This is a genomic window from Streptomyces sp. AC550_RSS872 (genome assembly GCF_019049285.1).
GTDB lineage: Bacteria > Actinomycetota > Actinomycetes > Streptomycetales > Streptomycetaceae > Streptomyces.
The window spans coordinates 257,484-277,979 of sequence record NZ_JAGMUL010000062.1 but is presented as its reverse complement, the minus strand read 5'-3'; the positions used below and the strand labels follow the sequence as shown (position 1 = coordinate 277,979).

The window sequence follows — 20,496 nt, the reverse complement described above, 5'->3', positions numbered from 1 at the left end:
GACGTCGCAATCCACACCGAACCGGAAGGCCCTCGCCTGTTTCAAGATCCCTCAGCCGAGACCTGCCTCACCCGTCCACAACCTCCCGGGACAGAACAACTAGGGCCTGTCGTTTGGGAGCCGCAGGGCGCGTCAAGGTCGCACGTGGCCGATAAGCATCGGTGGGCCGCGGGACACGGCCGGAGGTGTTTTCGCAGGTCAGCGTGAACGTGTCCAGAAGGCGCAGGTCAGGCGCTCAGCCTTGCGGATACCCTTGACAGGTGACCGACGCCCAAGACACCGCAGCAGACAGTTCACTGCGAACCACCGGAGGCGCCCCTCCGGACGACGGCGGATCTTCTGTTACGGAGGCGCCGATCCCTTTGCTGGAGCCCCGCGAGGGCATTCCGCCCGTGATCGCCGACGAGGCCGCGCTCGCCAAGGTGATCGCCGACTTCACCGCCGGCTCCGGCCCCGTCGCCGTGGACGCCGAACGCGCGTCCGGCTACCGATACGGCCAACGCGCATATCTGGTGCAGCTGCGCCGTGAGGGCGCGGGGTCCGCGCTGATCGATCCCGTCGCCTGCCCCGATCTGTCCGGCCTGGGCGAGGCGCTCTCCGGCGTGGAGTGGGTGCTGCACGCGGCCACCCAGGATCTTCCCTGTCTGCGGGAGATAGGCATGCAGCCGAGCCGGCTGTTCGACACCGAGCTGGCCGGGCGGCTCGCCGGATTCCCTCGGGTCGGCCTCGGCGCGATGGTCGAGAGCGTGCTCGGGTTCGTCCTGGAGAAGGGCCACTCGGCCGTCGACTGGTCGACCCGCCCGCTGCCCGAGCCCTGGCTGCGGTATGCCGCGCTGGACGTCGAGCTGCTCGTCGACCTGCGTGACGCCCTGGAGAAGGAGCTGGACCGGCAGGGGAAGCTGGAGTGGGCGCAGCAGGAGTTCGACGCGATCGCGGCCGCGCCGCCCGCTGAGCCGCGCAAGGACCCTTGGCGGCGTACGTCGGGGATGCACAAGGTACGGCGGCGTCGCCAGCTCGGCGTGGTGCGGGAACTGTGGCAGACGCGGGACCGGATCGCGCAGAAGCGGGATGTGTCGCCGGGCAAGGTGCTGTCCGACGCGGCCATCGTGGAGGCCTCGCTCGCCATGCCGGCGAACGTGCATGCCCTGGCCGCGCTCAACGGGTTCGGGCATCGGATGGGTCGCCGGCAGCTGGAGCAGTGGCAGGCCGCGGTGGATCGTGCGAAGGCTCTGAGCGAGGCGCAGTTGCCGGCGCCGGGGCAGCCTGTCACCGGGCCGCCGCCGCCCCGTGCCTGGGCCGACAAGGATCCCGCTGCTGCGGCTCGGCTCTCTGCGGCTCGGGCTGCGGTATCGGCGCTGGCCGAGCAGCTCACCATGCCTCAGGAGAATCTCATCGCTCCGGATACCGTGCGGCGGGTCTGTTGGGAGCCGCCGAAGGTTGTCGACGCGGACTCCGTCGCGGATGCATTGGCCGGTTACGGGGCGCGGGCCTGGCAGGTTGAGCAGGTTACGCCGGTTCTGGTTGCTGCTTTGTCCGCCTAGCCGCCGTAGGAAGTTCTCTCGTACGGCGGCCAAAAGGTCGTAGGTGGTTGCTCGCGCAGTTCCTCGCGCTCCCAAGGGGCCCTTGAAGCGGAACAGGGACGTCGAGATCACGCCAAGATCTTCCGAGCCCCCCACCCCCATGTAGAGGAACGGGATGTAGAAGTCGTTGTAGGTGGTGATGCCCTTGACGATCACCACTGTCGCGATGGCCGAGTTCGGCCGGCAGGCGCCGCCCGCGTACGCCGCGGCTGGTCGCGCAGTTCCCCGCGCCCCTTGCCGGCACCGCAGCACCGCCCGTTTCGATGTGACGTTCGCCGCTCCGGGCCCCAGGACTGTGCAGCTACGTTACTCGTAAGTAGCATGGGCCTGAGCGCGCGCTCAGCGCTTACGCAGTGCAGCAGTGCCATCCCGCATCTGGAGGAGAGCCATCGTGCCTCGTACCGTCAGGGACGTCGTCTTCGTCGACGGCGTCCGCACCCCGTTCGGCAAGGCGGGCCCGAAGGGCATCTACCACGAGACCCGCGCCGACGACCTCGTCGTGAAGGCGATCCGGGAGCTGCTGCGCCGCAACCCGGGTCTGGACCCGAAGCAGATCGACGAGGTCGCCATCGCCGCGACCACGCAGATCGGTGACCAGGGCCTCACCATCGGCCGCACGGCCGGCATCCTCGCCGGTCTCCCCCAGTCGGTGCCCGGCTACTCCATCGACCGTATGTGCGCCGGCGCCCTGACCGCCGTCACCACGGTCGCGGGCTCCATCGCCTTCGGTGCCTACGACGCCGTCATCGCCGGTGGTGTCGAGCACATGGGCCGCCACCCGATGGGCGAGGGCGTGGACCCGAACCCGCGGTTCGTGAGCGAGAAGCTGGTCGACGAGTCGGCGCTGTTCATGGGCATGACCGCCGAGAACCTGCACGACCGCTACCCGCACATCACCAAGCAGCGCGCCGACGAGTACGCGGTGCGCTCGCAGGAGAAGGCCGCCAAGGCGTACGCCAACGGCAAGATCCAGGCCGACCTGGTGCCGGTCTCGGTGCGCCGTACCAACCCGGAGGCCGGCGAGACGGGCTGGGGCCTGGTCACCGCCGACGAGCCGATGCGCCCGGGCACCACGCTGGAGAACCTCTCCGGTCTGAAGACGCCGTTCCGCGTCCACGGCCGGGTCACCGCCGGTAACGCGGCCGGTCTGAACGACGGCGCCACCGCCTCGATCATCGCCTCCGAGGAGTTCGCCCGGGAGAACAACCTCCCGGTGAAGATGCGCCTCGTCTCCTACGCCTTCGCGGGCGTCGAGCCCGAGGTCATGGGCTACGGCCCGATCCCGGCCACGGAGAAGGCCCTCGCCAAGGCGGGCCTGTCGATCGAGGACATCAACCTCTTCGAGATCAACGAGGCCTTCGCCGTCCAGGTCCTGGCCTTCCTGGACCACTACGGCATCGCGGACGACGACGAGCGCGTCAACCAGTACGGCGGCGCCATCGCCTTCGGCCACCCGCTGGCCTCCTCCGGCGTCCGGCTGATGACGCAGCTGGCCCGTCAGTTCGAGGAGCAGCGACACGTCCGCTACGGCCTGACCACCATGTGCGTCGGCTTCGGCATGGGCGCGACGGTCATCTGGGAGAACCCGCACTTCGACGGAGGCAACAAGTGAGCACCACCGCTGAACTCCTGAAGGGCGCGGCCGAGCTGTTCCCGGACGAGGTCGTGACGTCCGCGCACGTACGTCACCTGGACCTGCCGTACGGCGCCGGGCGCTTCGCGCTCATCACGCTGGACAACGGCTTCGACCACACCAAGCCGACCACCTTCGGCCCGCAGTCGCTGGCGAACCTCGACACCGCCATCGACCAGGTCGAGGCCGAGGCCGCCGCCGGTGACATCGTCGGCGTCGGCATCACCGGCAAGCCGTTCATCTTCGCGGTCGGCGCCGACCTCAAGGGCGTCGAGCTGCTGAAGGAGCACAAGGACGCGCTGGCCATCGGCAAGGGCGGCCACGAGGTCTTCAAGCGCCTCGCGGGCCTCGCGGTCCCGACCTTCGCGTACTACAACGGTGCCGCGATGGGCGGTGGCGTCGAGGTCGGTCTGCACTGCAAGTACCGGACCGTCTCGAAGGCGCTCCCGGCCTTCTCGCTCCCCGAGGTCTTCCTCGGTCTGGTACCGGGCTGGGGCGGCTGCACGATCCTGCCGAACCTGATCGGTGCCGACAAGGCCGTCTCGGTGATCATCGAGAACAGCCTCAACCAGAACAAGCAGCTCAAGGGCCAGCAGGTCTTCGACCTCGGTATCGCCGACGCCATCTTCGAGGGCGCCGACTTCCTGGAGCAGTCGCTGATCTGGACCGCCCAGGTGCTGAAGGGCGACGTCGAGGTCGACCGTCCGGTGATCGACCGCGGTGAGGGCTGGGACCAGGCCGTCGCCAAGGGCCGTTTCATCGCGGACAGCAAGGTGCACGGGGCCGCTCCGGCCGCCTACCGCGCCCTCGACATCATCGCCGCCGCCAAGAACGGCGACCTCCAGCAGGGTTACGACGCCGAGGACAAGGCGCTCGCCGACCTGATCATGGGTGGCGAACTGCGGTCCGGCATCTACGCCTTCAACCTGGTGCAGAAGCGCGGCAAGCGCCCGGCCGGTGCGCCGGACAAGAACCTGGCGCGTCCGGTCACCAAGGTCGGTGTGGTCGGCGCAGGCCTGATGGCCTCGCAGCTGGCGCTGCTCTTCCTGCGCCGCCTGGAGGTGCCGGTCGTACTGACCGACATCGACCAGGAGCGCGTCGACAAGGGTGTGGGCTACGTCCACGCCGAGATCGAGAAGCTGCTCGGCAAGGGCCGTATCAACCAGGACAAGGCCAACCGCCTCAAGGCGCTGGTCACCGGTGTGCTGGACAAGGCGGAGGGCTTCTCCGACGCGGACTTCGTCATCGAAGCCGTGTTCGAGGAGATCGGCGTCAAGCAGCAGGTGTTCGCGGAGGTCGAGGCGGTCGCCCCGGCGCACGCCATCTTCGCGACGAACACCTCCTCGCTGTCGGTCTCCGAGATGGCGTCGAAGCTGAAGCACCCCGAGCGGGTCGTGGGCTTCCACTTCTTCAACCCGGTCGCGGTGCTGCCGCTGCTGGAGATCGTCCGCGGCGAGAAGACGGACGACGCCTCGCTGGCCACGGCCTTCGCCGTCGCCAAGAAGCTGAAGAAGACCGCGGTCCTGACGAAGGACGCCCCGGCGTTCGTCGTGAACCGCATCCTCACCCGCTTCATGGGCGAGATCCAGAACGTCATCGACGAGGGCACGCCGGTCGAGGTGGCGGAGAAGGCGGTGGAGCCCCTGGGCCTGCCGATGTCACCTCTCGTCCTGCTGGAGCTGGTCGGTCCCGCGATCGGGCTGCACGTCTCGGAGACCCTCAACCGGGCCTTCCCGGACCGCTTCACGGTCTCCCCGAACCTCGCGGCTGTCGTCAAGGCGGGCAAGCGCGGCTTCTACGTCTACGACAGCGGGAAGCCGGAGCTGGACCCGGAGGTCGCCGCGCTGCTGAAGCAGGGCGACTCCGTCCTGACCGAGGAGCAGGTCCGTGACCGCGTCCTCGACGCCGTCGCCCAGGAGATCGGGCTCATGCTCGACGAGGGCGTCGTCGCCGAGGCCCAGGACATCGACCTCTGCCTGATCACGGGCGCCGGCTGGCCCTTCCACCTGGGCGGCATCACGCCGTACCTGGACCGCGAGGGTGTCTCCGAGCGCGTGAACGGCAAGAAGTTCCTGGCGCCGGGCGTGGCCAGCGTCCCCGTGTAAGGCGTCGTACGGCATGAGGATGCCCGGCACATCGGCGGATGTGCCGGGCATCGGCGTTTGCTGCGGGCGCTTCACAGAACCACTCGCGTACCGCGGAACCCTTTGTGCCGCCTACACTTCGCGCCACGCCTCCAGCGCCAGTCCCGGTTCGTCCTTGCGCCGGGTGATGAGCAGCTGCCCCGTGGACGGCGACAGCGTGGCCGCCACCACGCGGCCCTCCTCGTCCAGCGCCAGTGCCACCACCGCGTCCAGCGGCAGCTGCGGTCCCGACTCGGTCCACCACGCGCCCGCCGGCTCCTGCTCCGTCGGATACGCGGCGAAGGCCACGCGGCCGCTCGTGGAGCGCTGGGCGAGCAACGTGCAGTCGTGGCCGTCGAGTTCGCAGCGGATCGCGGAGACCGGGCCGGGACCCGCGGAGGCCAGCAGGGTCACCGGCTTGGTGCCGGGGCGCCAGGCACGCAGGTCGCCGGAGTCGTCGGCGAAGAAGAGGGTGGTGTGTTCCGCGGAGGTGGCCAGGGCGTGCAGGGTGCCCGGGCGGACCGGGGTCTCCATCGCCTCCTCCAGGACCGGGACGGCACCCGGCTTCTCCTGCCGCCAGTGCAGCAGGGCTTCCGGGACGGCCGCGTACAGCTCCACGAGCCCGGACTCGCCGGTCACGGCGGCCAAGTCGTCCTGTACGTCACGGCCCTTGAGGTCACGCCAGGGGCCCCAGCCACCGACCTCCTTCTGGCCGCGCATGCTCACGCCGCCGCCCTTGTTCCGGACGAAGACGTGGGCCCGCCCCTGCGCGTCCACCGTGACGGCGGGCGTGCCGGTGCGGTCTCCGGCCTTGTCCGGGTGGCCTATGACCATCCAGTCCAGGGCGGCCAGCCGCGGGCGGAAGTGCGTGGAGTGGACGAGGCCCGCCTCGCCGGCCTTGGTGGGTCGCCAGGCGGCCAGATGGGCGTAGGCGTCGGCGCCCTGGCCGACCGCGGGGCCGGGGCGCAGCTTCTGGTCGCCGCCGACCTTGCGCGGGGGTTCCCAGGGGCCGCCGGATCCGAGTTCCGCCCGGCACAGGACGGCCTCGTCGGTCGGCAGGTAGACGCTGAGGCGGCCGTCGCGGCCGCGGATGAGCCAGTCGCCGTTCACCGGATCACCATATGCGGGGAGGACCTGCGGTCGGCTGCCGCCCCCGGCTTCTGGGCGCACGGCGCCATGGCGGCCTTGCGCCGCACACACCGGACCGCGTCAGATCGGGTCCGGCGGGAACCCGTGGTTCGGCGGGAGCTTCCCCCTGGCTACCACCCTGCTTCTGGAGCAGGGCATCGAACTCGCCGTCATCAAGGAACCGCAGAAGCGTGCTCTCGACCCTGACCGTGCTGCCGTCCACGGTGCGCAGAATCATGCCGGGCTTCAGGTCCCCGGCTTCAGGGCATGTGGAGACGGCCTCATGCGTGTGACCATGATCTTGATCACCTCACTGGTAGCAACGTCCGTACGAGAACAGGAAGTCGACGTCATGACCGACAAGCTCACCGTGAGCGTCCTGGGCACCGGCATCATGGGCGCCGCGATGGCCCGCAACCTCGCGAGGGCGGGGCACACCGTCCGCGTCTGGAACCGCACCCGCGCCAAGGCCGAGCCCCTGGCCGCCGACGGTGCCTTCGTCGCCGGCACCGCCGCCGAGGCGGTCCGGGGCGCCGACGTCGTCCTGACCATGCTGCACGACGGTCCCGCGACCCTGGACGTCATGCGCGAGGCGGCGCCCGCCCTGCGCTCGGGTGCCGCGTGGGTGCAGTCGACGACCGCCGGCATCGAGGGCATCGCCGGCCTGGCCGCCTTCGCCCGCGAGCACGGACTCGTCTTCTACGACGCCCCGATGCTCGGCACCCGCCAGCCCGCCGAGGCCGGTCAGCTCACCGTGCTGGCGGCGGGGCCGGTCGAGGGCCGGCCGACGGTGACGCCGGTCTTCGACGCCGTGGGCGCCCGTACGGTGTGGACCGGGGAGGACGGCGGGGCCGGCACCGCGACACGCCTGAAGCTGGTCGCCAACAGCTGGGTGCTGGCGGTGACCAACGCGGCCGGTGAGGTGCTGGCACTGTCCAAGGCACTGGACGTGGATCCGCAGCGGTTCTTCGAGGTGATCGACGGCGGCCCGCTCGACATGGGGTATCTGCGCGCCAAGACCGGGCTGGTGCTGAACGACGGGCTGTCCCCGGCCGCCTTCGCGGTGCGCACGGCGGCGAAGGACGCGCGACTGATCGTGGAGGCGGGTGAGCGGTACGGCGCCCGCCTGGACGTGGCCGCGGCGAGCGCGGAGCGGTTCGAACGGGCGGACGCGCAGGGACACGGGGCCGAGGACATGGCGGCGGCGTACTTCGCGAGCTTCGAGGAGTTGAAGGGGGACGGGAAGGAGAAGGGGGAGGGGAAGTAGGCCCTGCCCGCCGTGCGACCCTTGCCCCCATGAATGAGGACGCTCCCCTGCTCGTGATCGTCGACGCCGCGAATGTCGTCGGGTCGGTGCCGGACGGCTGGTGGCGGGATCGACGCGGGGCCGCGGAGCGGCTGCGGGACCGGCTGGCGGCGGACGGGGTGCCCGGGCGTGCGGGACCCGTGGAGATCGTGCTCGTGGTGGAGGGGGCCGCTCGGGGTGTGGAGTCCGTGCCGGGCGTTCGGGTGGAGTCCGCTGCCGGGAGCGGGGACGACCACATGGTCGAGTTGGTGGAGCGGGCAGCCGGGCGGGCCTGTCTGGTGGTGACCGCGGATCGGGAACTGCGGCGCAGGGTCACGGAGTTGGGGGCGGACGTGGCGGGGCCGCGTACGGTTCGGCCGTAGCCGGCTGCCGTACGCGGCCCCTGAGCGTCGGGGTCGGTCACGCGGTGTTCCCGGGCTCCCCCTTCTCCACCTCGGCGACGGTCGTCTCCTCGTGCCGTCCGAGGCGGCTGTGGGAGCGGCCGTAGAGGAAGTAGACGAAGAAGCCGGCGGCCATCCAGATGGCGAAGCGGACCCATGTCTCGGCGGGCAGGTTGATCATCAGCCACAGCGAGGCGCACACCGACAGGATCGGAATGACCGGCACCCAGGGGGTGCGGAAGGCCCGGTGCAGGTCGGGGCGGGTCTTGCGGAGGATGATCACGCCGATGGCCACGACCACGAAGGCGAACAGGGTGCCGATGTTCACCAGGGCGGCGAGTTCGGTCAGCGGGGTGAAGCCGGCGAGGACCGCGATGATCACGCCGAGCAGGATGGTCGGGCGGTGCGGGGTCTTGAACTTCGGGTGGACGTGGGAGAAGAAGCGGGGCAGCAGTCCGTCGCGGCTCATCGCGAAGAACACGCGGGTCTGGCCGAGGAGCAGGATCATGCAGACCGTCGTGAGGCCGACCGCGGCGCCGAAGCTGATGAAGCCCGCGAACCAGGGGTGCCCGGTGGCCTTGAAGGCGTCGGCGAGCGGGGCGTCCACGGACAGCTGGCTGTAGTGCTGCATGCCGGTGACGACGATGGACACGGCGACGTACAGGGTGGTGCAGATGATGAGGGAGCCGATGATGCCGCGCGGCATGTCGCGCTGCGGGTTCTTGGTCTCCTCGGCGGCGGTGGCCACGACGTCGAAGCCGATGAAGGCGAAGAACACGACCGAGGCGGCGGTGAAGATGCCCATCACGCCGAAGTTGGAGGGTGCCCAGCCGAACATCAGCTGGATCAGTGGTGCCTGGAGACTCTCCCCGGCCTCCACGGCCTTCTGCTTCGGGATGAAGGGGTCGTAGTTGTCGCCGTCGATCAGGAACGCGCCCGCGATGATCACGACCAGGACGACGGTCACCTTGATGGCCACGACCAGGGACGTGATCCGCGCGGACAGCTTCATGCCGACCACGAGGATGCAGGTGAGGACGAGGACGAGGACGGCGGCGAGGATGTCGAAGCCGAAGGTGTCGGCGCCCTCCCGGCTCCCCAGGGCCGCCGGCATCTCCCAGCCCGCGTTGTCCATCAGCGACTGGATGTAACCCGACCAGCCGACGGCCACCACCGCCGTCCCGAGCGCGAACTCCAGGACCAGGTCCCAGCCGATGATCCAGGCGGGCAGTTCGCCGAGGGAGGCGTACGAGAAGGTGTACGCGGACCCGGCGACCGGGACCGTGGAGGCGAACTCCGCATAACAGAGGGCGGCCAGCGCGCAGGCGACACCGGCCGCGACGAACGCCAGGGCCACCGCGGGCCCGGCGTTGTTCTTCGCGACGGTGCCGGTGAGCACGAAAATACCGGTGCCGATGATGACGCCGACGCCGAAGACGGTCAGATCCAGCGCGGACAAGGACTTCTTGAGCGCGTGCTCTGGCTCCTCGGTATCGAGGATGGACTGCTCGACTCTCTTCGTCCGGAAGAGTGTGCTGCTCACGGTCAAACCTCCCACGCTTGTCGTCCTCGACATGATCGAGAGGGGGCGTGGTACGCATGCCCCGACGCGGGTGTATTCACACAGATGGGCCGGTTTCACCACCCTTCACGGCGGTGAAACCGGCCCTTGCGGCCCTGTGAGTGGACGTCAGTCGCGCGCGGGCTCCACCGAGTCGACCTCGGCCGCCGTACGGTCGAACCGGCCGTCCAGCTTGGAGACAAGACCGGTGACCTGGCGGGCGATGTCCGGGGCGGTGAGGCCGATCTCCGCCATCACCTCGGCGCGGGAGGCGTGGTCGAGGAAGCGCGGCGGGATGCCGAAGTCACGCAGCGGGAGGTCGACGCCCGCGTCGCGCAGGGCTTGGGCGACCGCCGAGCCGACGCCGCCGACCCGTGAGTTGTCCTCGACGGTGACGACCACGCGGTGCCGCTCGGCGAGCGGGGCCATGGCCTCGTCGACGGGCTTGACCCAGCGCGGGTCGACGACGGTGGTGGTGATGCCCTGCTTGTCGAGCAGGTCGGCGATCTCCAGGCACATGGGGGCGAGGGCGCCGACGGAGACGAGCAGCACGTCGGGCGTGTCCGTCCCCGGCTCGCGCAGGACGTCCATGCCGCCCACCCGGCCCACGGCGGGGACGGCGGGGCCGACGGCGCCCTTGGAGAAGCGGACGACGGTCGGCGCGTCCTTCACCTGGACGGCTTCGCGCAGCTGGGCCCGGACCTGGTCGGCGTCGCGCGGGGCGGCGAGCCTGAGGCCGGGGACGACCTGGAGGATCGACATGTCCCACATGCCGTTGTGGGAGGCGCCGTCGGTACCGGTGACGCCGGCCCGGTCGAGCACGAAGGTGACGCCGCACTTGTGCAGTGCCACGTCCATGAGGACCTGGTCGAAGGCGCGGTTGAGGAAGGTGGCGTAGACGGCGAACACGGGGTGCACGCCGCCCGTGGCCAGGCCGGCCGCGGACACCGCGCCGTGCTGCTCGGCGATGCCGACGTCGTAGATCCGGTCCGGGAAGGTGTCCGCGAACTTCTTCAGGCCGACCGGCTGGAGCATCGCCGCGGTGATCGCCACGATGTCCTCGCGCTCCTTGCCGAGCTTGACCATCTCGTCGCCGAAGACGGAGGTCCAGTCGGCGCCCGAGGCCTTGATCGGCAGACCCGTGTCGGGGTGGATGGGGCCGATGCCGTGGAAGCGGTCGGCCTCGTCCTGGAGGGCGGGCTGGTAGCCGCGGCCCTTCTCGGTGAGGCAGTGCACGATGACCGGGCCGCCGAACCGCTTGGCGCGCGCGAGCGCCGACTCCAGGGCCTCGATGTCGTGGCCGTCGATCGGCCCGACGTACTTCAGGCCGAGGTCCTCGAACATGCCCTGCGGCGCGATGAAGTCCTTGAGGCCCTTCTTGGCGCCGTGCAGGGTCTCGTAGAGCGGCTTGCCGACGACCGGGGTGCGGTCGAGGATCTCCTTGGTGCGGGTGAGGAAGCGCTCGTAGCCGTCGGTGGTGCGCAGCGTCGCCAGGTGGTTGGCGAGACCGCCGATCGTCGGCGCGTACGACCGCTCGTTGTCGTTGACGACGATGACGAGGGGGCGGTCCTTGGCCTCGGCGATGTTGTTCAGCGCCTCCCAGGCCATACCGCCGGTCAGCGCGCCGTCACCGATGACGGCCACGACATGGTCGTCGCGCTTGCGCAGCTGGTTGGCTTTCGCGAGCCCGTCGGCCCAGCCGAGGACGGTCGAGGCGTGGCTGTTCTCGATGACGTCGTGCTCGGACTCGGCCTGCGAGGGGTAGCCGGACAGGCCACCCTTCTTCTTCAGCCTGCTGAAGTCCTGGCGGCCGGTGAGCAGCTTGTGCACGTAGGACTGGTGACCGGTGTCCCAGAGCACCTTGTCCCTCGGCGAGTCGAAGACCCGGTGCAGGGCGATGGTCAGCTCCACCACACCGAGGTTGGGGCCGAGGTGGCCGCCGGTCTTGGAAACCGCCTCGACGAGGAAGGTGCGGATCTCCTCTGCCAGCTGGTCCAGCTGCTCAGGGCTGAGCCGGTCCAGATCGCGCGGTCCCGTGATGCGGGTCAGCAGCGGCACCCGTGCCTCCTTGCAGTAGAGCTTTTCGAGCTGTTGCCGGGCTTGTCGAGTCTAATGTTCCGCTCAGGCGGAAGGTTCCCGGCCCAGGGCGTCGTGCGTCACGCAATCGGCTCTACCCAGCAACACGCTGTACTACAACGCCGCAAGGGGCGCGGGGAACTGCGCGACCAGCCCCGACGGACCGGCACCCGCAATCTCACCCGCGCCCCTACGGCGCGACGGCGTTCCGAGCGGAGCGCTACGCGCGCCCCGCAGCCTTCTGGCTCCTGCGGGAGACGGAGTCGATGACGACCGCCCCCAGAAGCACCGCACCCGTGATCATGTACTGGATCGACGTGTTCATGTTCAGCAGGTCAAGACCCGTCTGGATGGACTGGATCACCAGCATGCCCAGCAGCGCCGACCACACGGACCCACGCCCGCCGAAGAGGCTGGTACCACCGATGACGGCCGCCGCGATGGCGAGCATCAGGGTGTTGCCGCCACCCGCGGAGAGCGTCGCGCTCGCGGTCTGACCGGCGAAGAACATACCGCCGACCGCCGCGAAGCCGCCGGAGATGGCGAACACGCTGATCCGGATCATCGGCACGTTGATACCGGCACGGCGAGCGGCCTCGATGCCGCCGCCGACCGCGAAGACCTGGCGGCCGTAGGTCGTACGACGCAGCACGAAGTCCACGATCACCAACGCCGCAAGGAAGATCACCAGCGCGTTGGAGACACCGGCCGAGTCGTTGAGCACGGCTGCGGCGACGAAGGACGCCAGGCCGAGCGCGCCCACGCGCAGCAGGATCTCACTGGTCGGCCGGAACGGCACCCCCGCGGCCTTGCGGCGGCGCTGCTCGTTGAAGTTGCCGACGAGGGTGAGCACGACGGCGAGGCCGGCGAGCAGGTACGCGCCGATGATGGCCTGGTCCATGAAGAAGGAGCTCTGGCCGAACAGATGGACCGGACCCGTTTCGGACGGGATGTTGATCGTGCCGCTGTCGCCCAGCAGCCACAGCATCAGACCGTTCCAGCCGAGGAAGCCGGCCAGGGTGACGACGAACGCCGGTACGCCGATCCTGGCGAAGAACCAGCCGTGCAGCGCGCCGATGGCGATGCCGGTGATGACCGCGAGGACCAGCGACAACCAGGCGTTCACCCCCTGGTTCACCACGAACACGGCGAACAGGGTGGAAGCCAGACCGCTGACCGAGCCCACCGACAGATCGATCTCGCCGAGCAGCAGGACGAAGACCAGGCCGATGGCGAGCATGCCGGTGGCCGACAGGAAGTAACTGATGTTCGAGAGGTTGTCCGCGCTCAGGAAGCGGTCGTTCTGCAGCTGGAAGATCGTCCAGATGACGATCAGGCCGATGACCACCGGCAGCGAGCCCAGCTCGCCGCCCTTCACCTTGCGCTTGAACTCCGTGAGGTAGCCCTTGAAGCCCTCTTCGCGGACCAGCAGACGCGGGTCGACGACGGTGACCGGCGCGGCCGTCGGGTCGTCGGCGGGAGCGACGGTGGTCTGGCCCTCTGCCGCGCCCGCGCCGGCCGTCGCGGCCTCGGCGGAATCGCTCTTCACGGTTTTCGACGTGTCGCTCACTGTGCCGCCTCCGTGGTGCGCCGCTCCGCGCGACGGGTCACGGCGTTGTCCGTGGCGCCCGTGATGGCGGCGATGATCTCTTCGTGGCTGGTGTTCTTCACGGGGAAGGAGCCGTTGTTCTTGCCCAGGCGCAGCACGGCGACGGTGTCGGCGACCGCCTTGACGTCGGCCATGTTGTGGCTGATGAGGATGACGGCGAGGTCGCGTTCGCGCAGCCGCTCGACCAGGTCGAGGACCTGAGCGGTCTGCTCGACGCCGAGGGCGGCGGTCGGCTCGTCCAGGATGACGAGCTTGGGGTCGCCGATCAGGGCACGGGCGATGGCGACGACCTGGCGCTGACCACCGGAGAGGCTCGCGATCGGGATACGCACGCTCGGGATCCGGATGGAGAGCGTGGACAGCAGCTCGCGGGCGTTCTTCTCCATCGTCACCTCGTCGATGACGCCCCGGTGCAGCAGTTCGCGGCCGAGGTAGAGGTTGCCCACCACGTCGAGGTTGTCGCAGAGCGCGAGGTCCTGGTAGACCGTCGCGATGCCGAGGCCCTGGGCGTCGTGCGGCTTGTTGATCTTCACCGAGTCGCCCTGCCACTCGATGGCGCCCTCGTCGATGGGGTGGACACCCGCGATCGTCTTGACCAGGGTCGACTTACCTGCGCCGTTGTCGCCCACCAGGGCGACCACTTCTCCGGCGTGGACCTCCAGATCGACATCGGTGAGTGCCTGCACCGCACCGAATCGCTTGGAGACTCCGCGCAACGCCAACACGGGCGTAGCGGACACGTGAACCATCTCCTTCGCCGCCTGACCGGCGGGGATGCCGCGCTTGGGGTGTGCGCGGAGCGACGTGCGGGTCGCGGCGGGAGGCCGCGCCACGCACGTGGATTACAAAGCGAACAAGTTCCGTCCGACGCCCGCCCCGCAGCGGGGTCTGAAAGGTGGGGCGGGCGTCGGAGGGGGTTTCATGGCACCGCTCGCGGGTCCGGGTCCGAGCCCCTCACCGGGGACTCGGACCGGGTCGCGTGCGATGGCGCGGCTACTCCAGACCGGCGGCCTTGCAGGCCTTGGCGAACTCGGCCGTGCAGATGTCGGCGACCGTGTACAGACCGTCCTTGACGACGGTGTCCTTGATGTTCTCCTTGGTGACGGACACCGGGGTCAGCAGCTTGGCCTGCACCTTGTCGCCGGATCCGCTGGTCACCGTGGTGTCGGCCAGGGACTTGATGTCCTTGCCCTGAAGCAGGTTGACGGCGAGCTCGGCGGCGGTGTCGGCCTCGGGCTTGTAGGCCTTGTAGACCGTGGAGGACTGGGCGCCGGCGACGATCCGCTGGATGCCGGCCAGTTCGGCGTCCTGACCGGTCAGCGGGATGCCGCTGATCTTCGCGCCCTTGAGGGTGTTGGCGATGCCACCGGCCATGCCGTCGTTGGCGGCGTAGACGCCCGCGATGTTCTTGGCACCCAGCTGCGTGATCGCCGCGGACATCTTCTGGGCGGCGACGGTGTCCTTCCACAGGCCGGACTGCTCGTAGGCGATGTCGACCTTGCCGTCGAGGGCCTTGTGGGCGCCTTCCTTGAACTGGCCGGCGTTCGGGTCGGCGTCGTCACCGTTGATCATGACGACCTTGGACTTGGGGGTCGCCTTGTCGCCGAGGGCGTCGAGCAGGGCCTGGCCCTGGAGCTCGCCGACCTTGACGTTGTCGAAGGAGACGTAGGCCGAGACCGGGCCCTGGGCGAGGCGGTCGTACGCGATGACCTTGACGCCCTTGTCCACCGCGGACTGGATGGAGGACTTGATGGCGGCGGAGTCCTGGGCGGAGATCACGATGACCTTCACGCCCTTGGTCACCATGCTGCTCATCTGCTGGGCCTGCTTGGCCGGGTCGGCAGCGGCGTTCGCGTACTGGACGTCACAGTCGGAGCAGAGCTCCTTGACCTTGTCCTCGAAGTACGGCCGGTCGAACTTCTCGTAGCGCGCCGTGACGTTGTCGGGGAGCAGCAGGCCGATGGACTTGCTGTCCGAGGTGCTGCCGGAGTCGTCCTTGTCGTCGCCCGCCTTGCCGCACGCGGCAATCGACAGTGCCATGGAGACGGCGGTGGCGCCGATCACGACTCTACGCATCGTTGCGTTCATTTTGGGTTGTGCCTCCCTGACAGGGCCGCAACGCTGCGGCCGAGGTGGCTGGAAGTCAACTCGGCCACACGTGCGACGTCAAGAAGTAAATCCTTAACGGGTTGGCAACGGTGCCATCCGTTCTCTAAGTGAAGGCAGGCACGGCCGCATGCAGCGTGCTGTCCAAAAGGGTCGAATCACCCATCTCGCTGAGCGCGAGGGCGAGGGCTCCGAGCACCTCCGCACGACCGCCAAGTGCCCCGGGGAGAACGGACAGTTGGCGCGCTGCGCTGGGGATCGCGTAGCGGCCGACGGACTCCCGGATCGGCCCGAGGACCAGCTCACCGGCCTCGGCGAGATCACCGCCGAGGACCACGCGGCTCGGGTTCAGGAGATTGCAGAGATTCGCGACTCCACTGCCGATGTGGCGGCCGACGTCGGCGATCACCCGACGACAGCCCGGGTCTCCGTCCCTGGCCAGCCGTACGACACCTTCCATGGTCAGATCCGTGCCGTGACTGGACTGGAGGAGCGGCAGCACATAGCGCGCGGCCGCGAAGGTCTCCAGGCAGCCCCGGTTTCCGCAGCGGCAGACCGGGCCGGACTCATCAAGAGTAATATGCCCGATTTCTCCCGCCGTGCCGCCCGGCCCCCGGTAGATCTTGCCGCTGATCACCAGACCGGCGCCGACACCACTGGCGACCTTGATGTACGCCAGGTCGCGCACGCCCCTCCCGCTGCCCCACACCATCTCCCCCAGGGCACCCAGGTTGGCGTCGTTGTCCACGTGGACGGGCACGCCCAGCCGACCGCGCAGCTCCTCGGCGGGCTTGGTGCCGATCCAGCCGGGCAGGATGGCGGACGAGCCGAGGGTGCCCGACTCGACGTCGATCGGCCCGGGTACGCCGAGACCGACCCCGGCGATCTTCGAGCGGTCCACGCCGGTCGCCTCGATCAGCCGGTTGACCAGCTGTTCGGCCCGGTCGAAGCCCTGCGTCGAGGAGGCGTCCACGTCCAGCGGTTCGGACTCCTCGGCCAGCACCTGGTGGGCGAGGTTCCCGACCGCGACGCGCAGATGCGTATGGCCGAAGTCGACCCCTATGACGATGCCGGCGTCCCCGCTCAGCGAGACGCTGCGGGCCCGGCGGCCACCCGCCGATGTGGGCGTGACCTCGACCGTTCCGCCGTCCTTGAGCTCCCGGACGATGTTGGAGACCGTCGCCGCGGACAGTCCCGTGGTCCTGGCGATCTCCGCCTGGGTGAGCGATCCGGCCAGCCGGACGGCCCGGACCACCCGCTCCAGGTTGGCTCGGTGCAGCGACGACTGCGACCCCGGAGTCTCCACGACGACCTCCTGCGCGCGGGACCGCTTCGATGAGGCCCCGTTACGTGTCCAACTAGTGAACTCTAAGCTGAGCCGTTCGGGTTGCCTCCCGTCAAGAGGTTGAACCGGATCCGGGAGTGTGCACACGCGCGCGTGAGCCGCCCCGGGTGTGGGGCGGCTCACTGTGACGTGGGGTGATGTGGTGCTTACGATGGAGCGAACAGAGAGCGTTTACTTCAGCGCACCGGCCGTCAGTCCCGCCTGCACCTGCCGTTGGAAGATGAAGTAGACGATCAGCACCGGCAGCATCGCGATCATCATGCCGGCCATCAGGGCGCCCCAGTCGTTCTCGTAGCCCTGCTGGAGGGCGATCATCGCCAGGCCCTGGGTGAGCACGTACTTGTCCTCGTTCTGGTTGAGGACCATCGGCAGCAGATACTGGTTCCACTGCCCCAGGAAGTTGAAGATGCCGATGCTGATCAGGCCAGGCTTGGCCATCGGCAGCATCACCTGGAAGAACGTTCGCGTGTGCGATGCGCCGTCGATCAGTGCCGCCTCCGCGACCGAGGTGGGCAGCGTGCGGAAGAAGGCGGTCATGAAGAAGACCGTGAACGGCAGCGAATAGGCGATGTAGACCAGGATCAGCCCCTGGTACGTCGCCAGCAGCGAGCTGCCCGGGAAGTCCCGCAGTACGAAGAAGAGCGGGATGACCAGCATGAAGACCGGGAAGGACATGCCGGCCACGAACATGAAGTAGATGAACCGGTTGCCCGGGAAGGTGAAGCGGGCCAGCACATAGGCGGCCATCGAGCCCAGCACCATGGTGCCGACCACCGAACCGCCCACCACGATCGCGGTGTTGAGGAAGTACTGGCCCATGTTCGCCTTGTTCCAGGCGTTGGCCCAGTTCTCGAAGTGCAGCGAGGTCGGCAGTCCCCACGGGTCGGAGAGGATGCCGTTGCTCGTCTTGAAGGAGCTCCACAGCACCCACAGCAGCGGCACGCCCACCATCAGCGCCCACAGGACGAGCATGCCGTGCGAGAAGACGTGCAGGACGCCGCCCTCGGAGCTGCGGCCGTCCGTCGCGCCGAGCTTCTTGCTGAGGCTCGGACGGTCCGCCCCGTCCGTCTTGGTGACCGTGCCGGTGTTCGTAGTGTCCGTCGTCATGTCGCCCGTAACCCCTAGAACTCGATCCGCTCACGCCGCGCGAAGCGCAGGGTGAGCACTGCGAACGTCATGGTGACGATGAGCATCGCGACGCCCATCGCGGACGCGTAGCCGAACTGGCTGTCGCGGAACGCCGTCAGATACAGCCGCAGCGGCATGACGTCCGTGGCGCCGTCGGGGCCGCCCATGTTGACCGACATGATCTGCACCAGGGCGAAGCCGTCCAGGGCGATGATGCCCATGTACACCCAGCCGGTCTGCACGGTGTCCCACAGCAGCGGCAGGGTGATCCGGAAGAAGGTGTGGAAGCGGCCGGCGCCGTCGAGGAGCGCCGCCTCGTAGATGTCCCGCGGGATGGACGCCATCGCCGCCGAGAAGAGCACGACGTAGAAGCCGACGTGGGACCAGATCATCACCGCCATGATGCACAGCAGGGCGAGGCTCTTCTCGCCCAGCCAGGCGTTCTGCCAGCCGTCCAGGCCGACCGAGCCCAGCAGGGAGTTGAGCATGCCGTCCTGCGGGTCCGGGTTGTAGATGTTGAACCAGATGACGGCGATGATGGTGATGGAGATGACCTGCGGGAAGAAGAAGACGAAACGGTAGAACTTCGAACCCGCGACACCGGTGATGACTTCGTCCCTGCGTCGCTTTCCGCCGACATTCAGCATGAAGGCGAAGAACAGGCCGAGTCCCAGCGTCACGATCGGCACCGCGATCAGCATCCAGACGTTGTGCCACAACGCGTTCCAGAAGTCCTCGTTGTGCCACAGCTTTTCAAAGTTCTCGAATCCGACGAACTTGGCCGTGCCGACGAGCCCCGACCAGTCGGTCATCGAGATCTGGAACGCCTGGACGAACGGCGAGATCACGAAGACCGCGTAGACGATGACGGGCAGGGCCAGGAAGCCCACGATGAATCGGTATTTGCCGTGTTGCATGCTGCTTCCCGGCCCTTCCCCTTGAGTGCCGTTGTGCCGGACCGGACTCTTAGCTCTCGCGCTTGAACTTCTTCACCGAGTCGTCCTTCGCCACGGCGTCGGCGTATCGCTGCGTCTTCTTGATCCAGTCGGCCGCGCTCATCTCACCGGTGAGCAGCTGCCCGGTGAGACCGCCGATCTTGTCGTCGGTGAGCGAGGGGTACCACTCCTGGAGCTGGAGGCTGATGATGTTGTCCCCCGCGTCCTTGAACGCCTTGCTCGCCGACGCCAGGCCCGGCGAGAGAGTCATGCCCTCGGTGGCATCGACCACACAGGTGAGCGACTTGACCTTGGTGGCGAAGTTCTGCGCGTGCTTCTTGGAGAGCATGATGCGCAGCAGCTCCATGCCACCGGCCGGGTTCTTGCCCTTGGCGGACACGATGTACGGCTCGCTGGGCTCGGCGCGCAGGGTGCCGTGCGGCAGCTTGTCGCCGCTGGAGCCGTCGAAGAGGGCGCCGACGGACATCTGGAAGTCCTCGGGCGTGGTCGGGGCGGCCTCGTTCTCCACCCAGGAGCCGTTGGGGATGAAGACGGCCTTGCCCTTGTTCCAGGCGGTCTGCGACTGAATGTGCGTCAGACCCTGGCTGCCCTGGAGGAAGTACTTCTTGGCGGCCAGCTCCTCGTAGTGCTCGACGACCTGCTTGACCGCGTCGTTGCTGGTCCAGGCGTTCGGCTCCAGGTTGTCGATGGCGATCCAGCCGTCCATGCCGCCGATCTTGGCGATCTGGCCGAACAGGTTGAAGTGGACGTAGTACGGATACTTTCCGGCGTACGTCCAGGGCGCGATGCCCTTCTTCTTGATCTCGCCGCAGAGCTTGACCATGTCGTCGAGCGTCCCCGGGTATTCCCAGCCGTTGTCGTCGAGGGCCTTCTGCGAGTACCAGGTGCCGTAGATGGTGAAGGCGTAGTAGAGCACGTCGAAGGTGTCGCCGTGCTTGCCCTTCTCGATGGTGCTCGGGTGGATGACGTCCGAGATCTTCTTGCTCGCGTCGTCCAGCGAGGGCGCGTCCAGCAGCGCGCTGAGGTCCTGGAGCTGGCCCTGCGTGGACAGCTTGTTCATGTCCAGGTGGTCGGCGCCGGAGTTGTCGATGACGTCCGGCGGGTTGCCGCCGGCGAAGCGCGGGGTGAGCTTCGGGCCGACCTGCTGGGTGCCGGTGTGCTTGACCTCGGCCTTGTACTTGGCCTTGTAGTCGGCCTCGGCGTCCTTGGCGTACTGGTCGCCCAGTCCGCCCTTGAAGATGAACGCCTCCAGCGCGGTGCCCTCCTTGACCCCGAGCGGGTTGGTCGCGGACTTCGCGCCACCGGGCGCCTTGCTCTCCTCGTCGCTGCCGCCGCCACCGGTGGCACACGCCGACAGGAAGGCCATGGTCGGAACGGAGATCAGACCTAGCGCGGCGGACCGCTTGATCAGATCGCGGCGCCCCACACCTGCGGAGCCGTTGTTCTCAGGATTCTCGGCGGAAGTGGATCCCATGCTCAAGTCCTCGCCTTCTCCAGGACTCAGGCGGTGAACCGGATCCTCCCCGGCACCGCGGTCGGGTCGAGCTGGTCGTGCAGGCTGGGTG

15 protein-coding genes and 1 pseudogene are annotated in these 20,496 nt (G+C 68.6%); 5 read left to right on the top strand and 11 right to left on the bottom strand.

Annotated elements, in window-relative coordinates; translation table 11 throughout:
* Positions 1-260 precede the first annotated feature (260 nt).
* The gene (locus KUM44_RS26095) at positions 261-1,541 is read left to right on the top strand and encodes a ribonuclease D (RefSeq protein WP_217211602.1); all 1,281 of its coding nucleotides are present in this window, start codon (positions 261-263) and stop codon (positions 1,539-1,541) included.
* A 66-nt stretch (positions 1,542-1,607) separates the two neighbouring features.
* Here the strand turns inward: KUM44_RS26095 and KUM44_RS45685 are convergent.
* Positions 1,608-1,751, bottom strand: a pseudogene (locus KUM44_RS45685) (carbohydrate ABC transporter permease); the annotation flags it as partial.
* Between the two features lie 220 nt (positions 1,752-1,971).
* Here KUM44_RS45685 and KUM44_RS26090 point away from each other — a divergent pair.
* Both KUM44_RS26090 and KUM44_RS26085 read left to right on the top strand, forming a co-directional pair.
* Entirely contained in the window at positions 1,972-3,192 is a 1,221-nt protein-coding gene (locus KUM44_RS26090; protein ID WP_217211601.1) for an acetyl-CoA C-acyltransferase, read from the top strand.
* Positions 3,189-5,318, top strand: coding sequence for a 3-hydroxyacyl-CoA dehydrogenase NAD-binding domain-containing protein (locus KUM44_RS26085; RefSeq protein ID WP_217211600.1), 2,130 nt, complete (start codon positions 3,189-3,191; stop codon positions 5,316-5,318). Before KUM44_RS26090 ends, KUM44_RS26085 begins: the two co-directional genes overlap by 4 nt.
* A gap of 111 nt (positions 5,319-5,429) precedes the next feature.
* Here the strand turns inward: KUM44_RS26085 and KUM44_RS26080 are convergent, their stop codons facing one another.
* Positions 5,430-6,446, bottom strand: coding sequence for a hypothetical protein (locus KUM44_RS26080; protein ID WP_217211599.1), 1,017 nt, complete (start codon positions 6,444-6,446; stop codon positions 5,430-5,432).
* Between the two features lie 370 nt (positions 6,447-6,816).
* On the opposite strand from KUM44_RS26080, the gene KUM44_RS26075 reads away from it, so the two are divergent.
* Positions 6,817-7,731 carry an NAD(P)-dependent oxidoreductase gene (locus tag KUM44_RS26075; RefSeq protein WP_217211598.1) on the top strand — a complete coding sequence of 305 codons (915 nt, stop codon included), beginning with the start codon at positions 6,817-6,819 and terminating at the stop codon, positions 7,729-7,731.
* Between the two features lie 29 nt (positions 7,732-7,760).
* Entirely contained in the window at positions 7,761-8,132 is a 372-nt protein-coding gene (locus tag KUM44_RS26070) for an NTP pyrophosphohydrolase (protein ID WP_217211597.1), read from the top strand.
* 37 nt (positions 8,133-8,169) lie between these two features.
* On the opposite strand, the gene KUM44_RS26065 is transcribed toward KUM44_RS26070, so the two are convergent.
* The 9 genes from KUM44_RS26065 to ngcE form a co-directional block, all read right to left on the bottom strand.
* Positions 8,170-9,693 (bottom strand): amino acid permease, encoded by a 1,524-nt coding sequence (locus tag KUM44_RS26065; RefSeq protein ID WP_217211595.1) that lies wholly within the window; start codon positions 9,691-9,693, stop codon positions 8,170-8,172.
* Between the two features lie 147 nt (positions 9,694-9,840).
* On the bottom strand, positions 9,841-11,769 hold the full coding sequence (dxs, locus tag KUM44_RS26060; RefSeq protein WP_217211593.1) for a 1-deoxy-D-xylulose-5-phosphate synthase: 1,929 nt from the start codon (positions 11,767-11,769) through the stop codon (positions 9,841-9,843).
* Between the two features lie 238 nt (positions 11,770-12,007).
* Positions 12,008-13,357 (bottom strand): sugar ABC transporter permease, encoded by a 1,350-nt coding sequence (locus tag KUM44_RS26055; RefSeq protein WP_217211591.1) that lies wholly within the window; start codon positions 13,355-13,357, stop codon positions 12,008-12,010.
* Positions 13,354-14,145 carry an ATP-binding cassette domain-containing protein gene (locus KUM44_RS26050; RefSeq protein ID WP_030049499.1) on the bottom strand — a complete coding sequence of 264 codons (792 nt, stop codon included), beginning with the start codon at positions 14,143-14,145 and terminating at the stop codon, positions 13,354-13,356. The genes KUM44_RS26055 and KUM44_RS26050 overlap by 4 nt, the downstream gene beginning before the upstream one ends.
* 244 nt (positions 14,146-14,389) lie before the next feature.
* Complete coding sequence (locus KUM44_RS26045) at positions 14,390-15,472, bottom strand: sugar ABC transporter substrate-binding protein (RefSeq protein ID WP_217211590.1); 1,083 nt, start codon at positions 15,470-15,472, stop codon at positions 14,390-14,392.
* 136 nt (positions 15,473-15,608) lie between these two features.
* A complete protein-coding gene (locus KUM44_RS26040; RefSeq protein ID WP_217211589.1) occupies positions 15,609-16,808 on the bottom strand; it encodes an ROK family transcriptional regulator in 1,200 nt (399 codons plus the stop codon).
* Positions 16,809-17,018: 210 nt separating this feature from the next.
* Positions 17,019-17,954, bottom strand: a complete 936-nt coding sequence (locus KUM44_RS26035; RefSeq protein WP_217211588.1) for a carbohydrate ABC transporter permease — start codon at positions 17,952-17,954, stop codon at positions 17,019-17,021.
* Positions 17,955-17,968: 14 nt separating this feature from the next.
* The gene (locus KUM44_RS26030) at positions 17,969-18,892 is read right to left on the bottom strand and encodes a carbohydrate ABC transporter permease (RefSeq protein WP_217211587.1); all 924 of its coding nucleotides are present in this window, start codon (positions 18,890-18,892) and stop codon (positions 17,969-17,971) included.
* Between the two features lie 49 nt (positions 18,893-18,941).
* On the bottom strand, positions 18,942-20,405 hold the full coding sequence (gene ngcE, locus KUM44_RS26025) for an N-acetylglucosamine/diacetylchitobiose ABC transporter substrate-binding protein (RefSeq protein ID WP_217211585.1): 1,464 nt from the start codon (positions 20,403-20,405) through the stop codon (positions 18,942-18,944).
* Positions 20,406-20,496 lie beyond the last annotated feature (91 nt).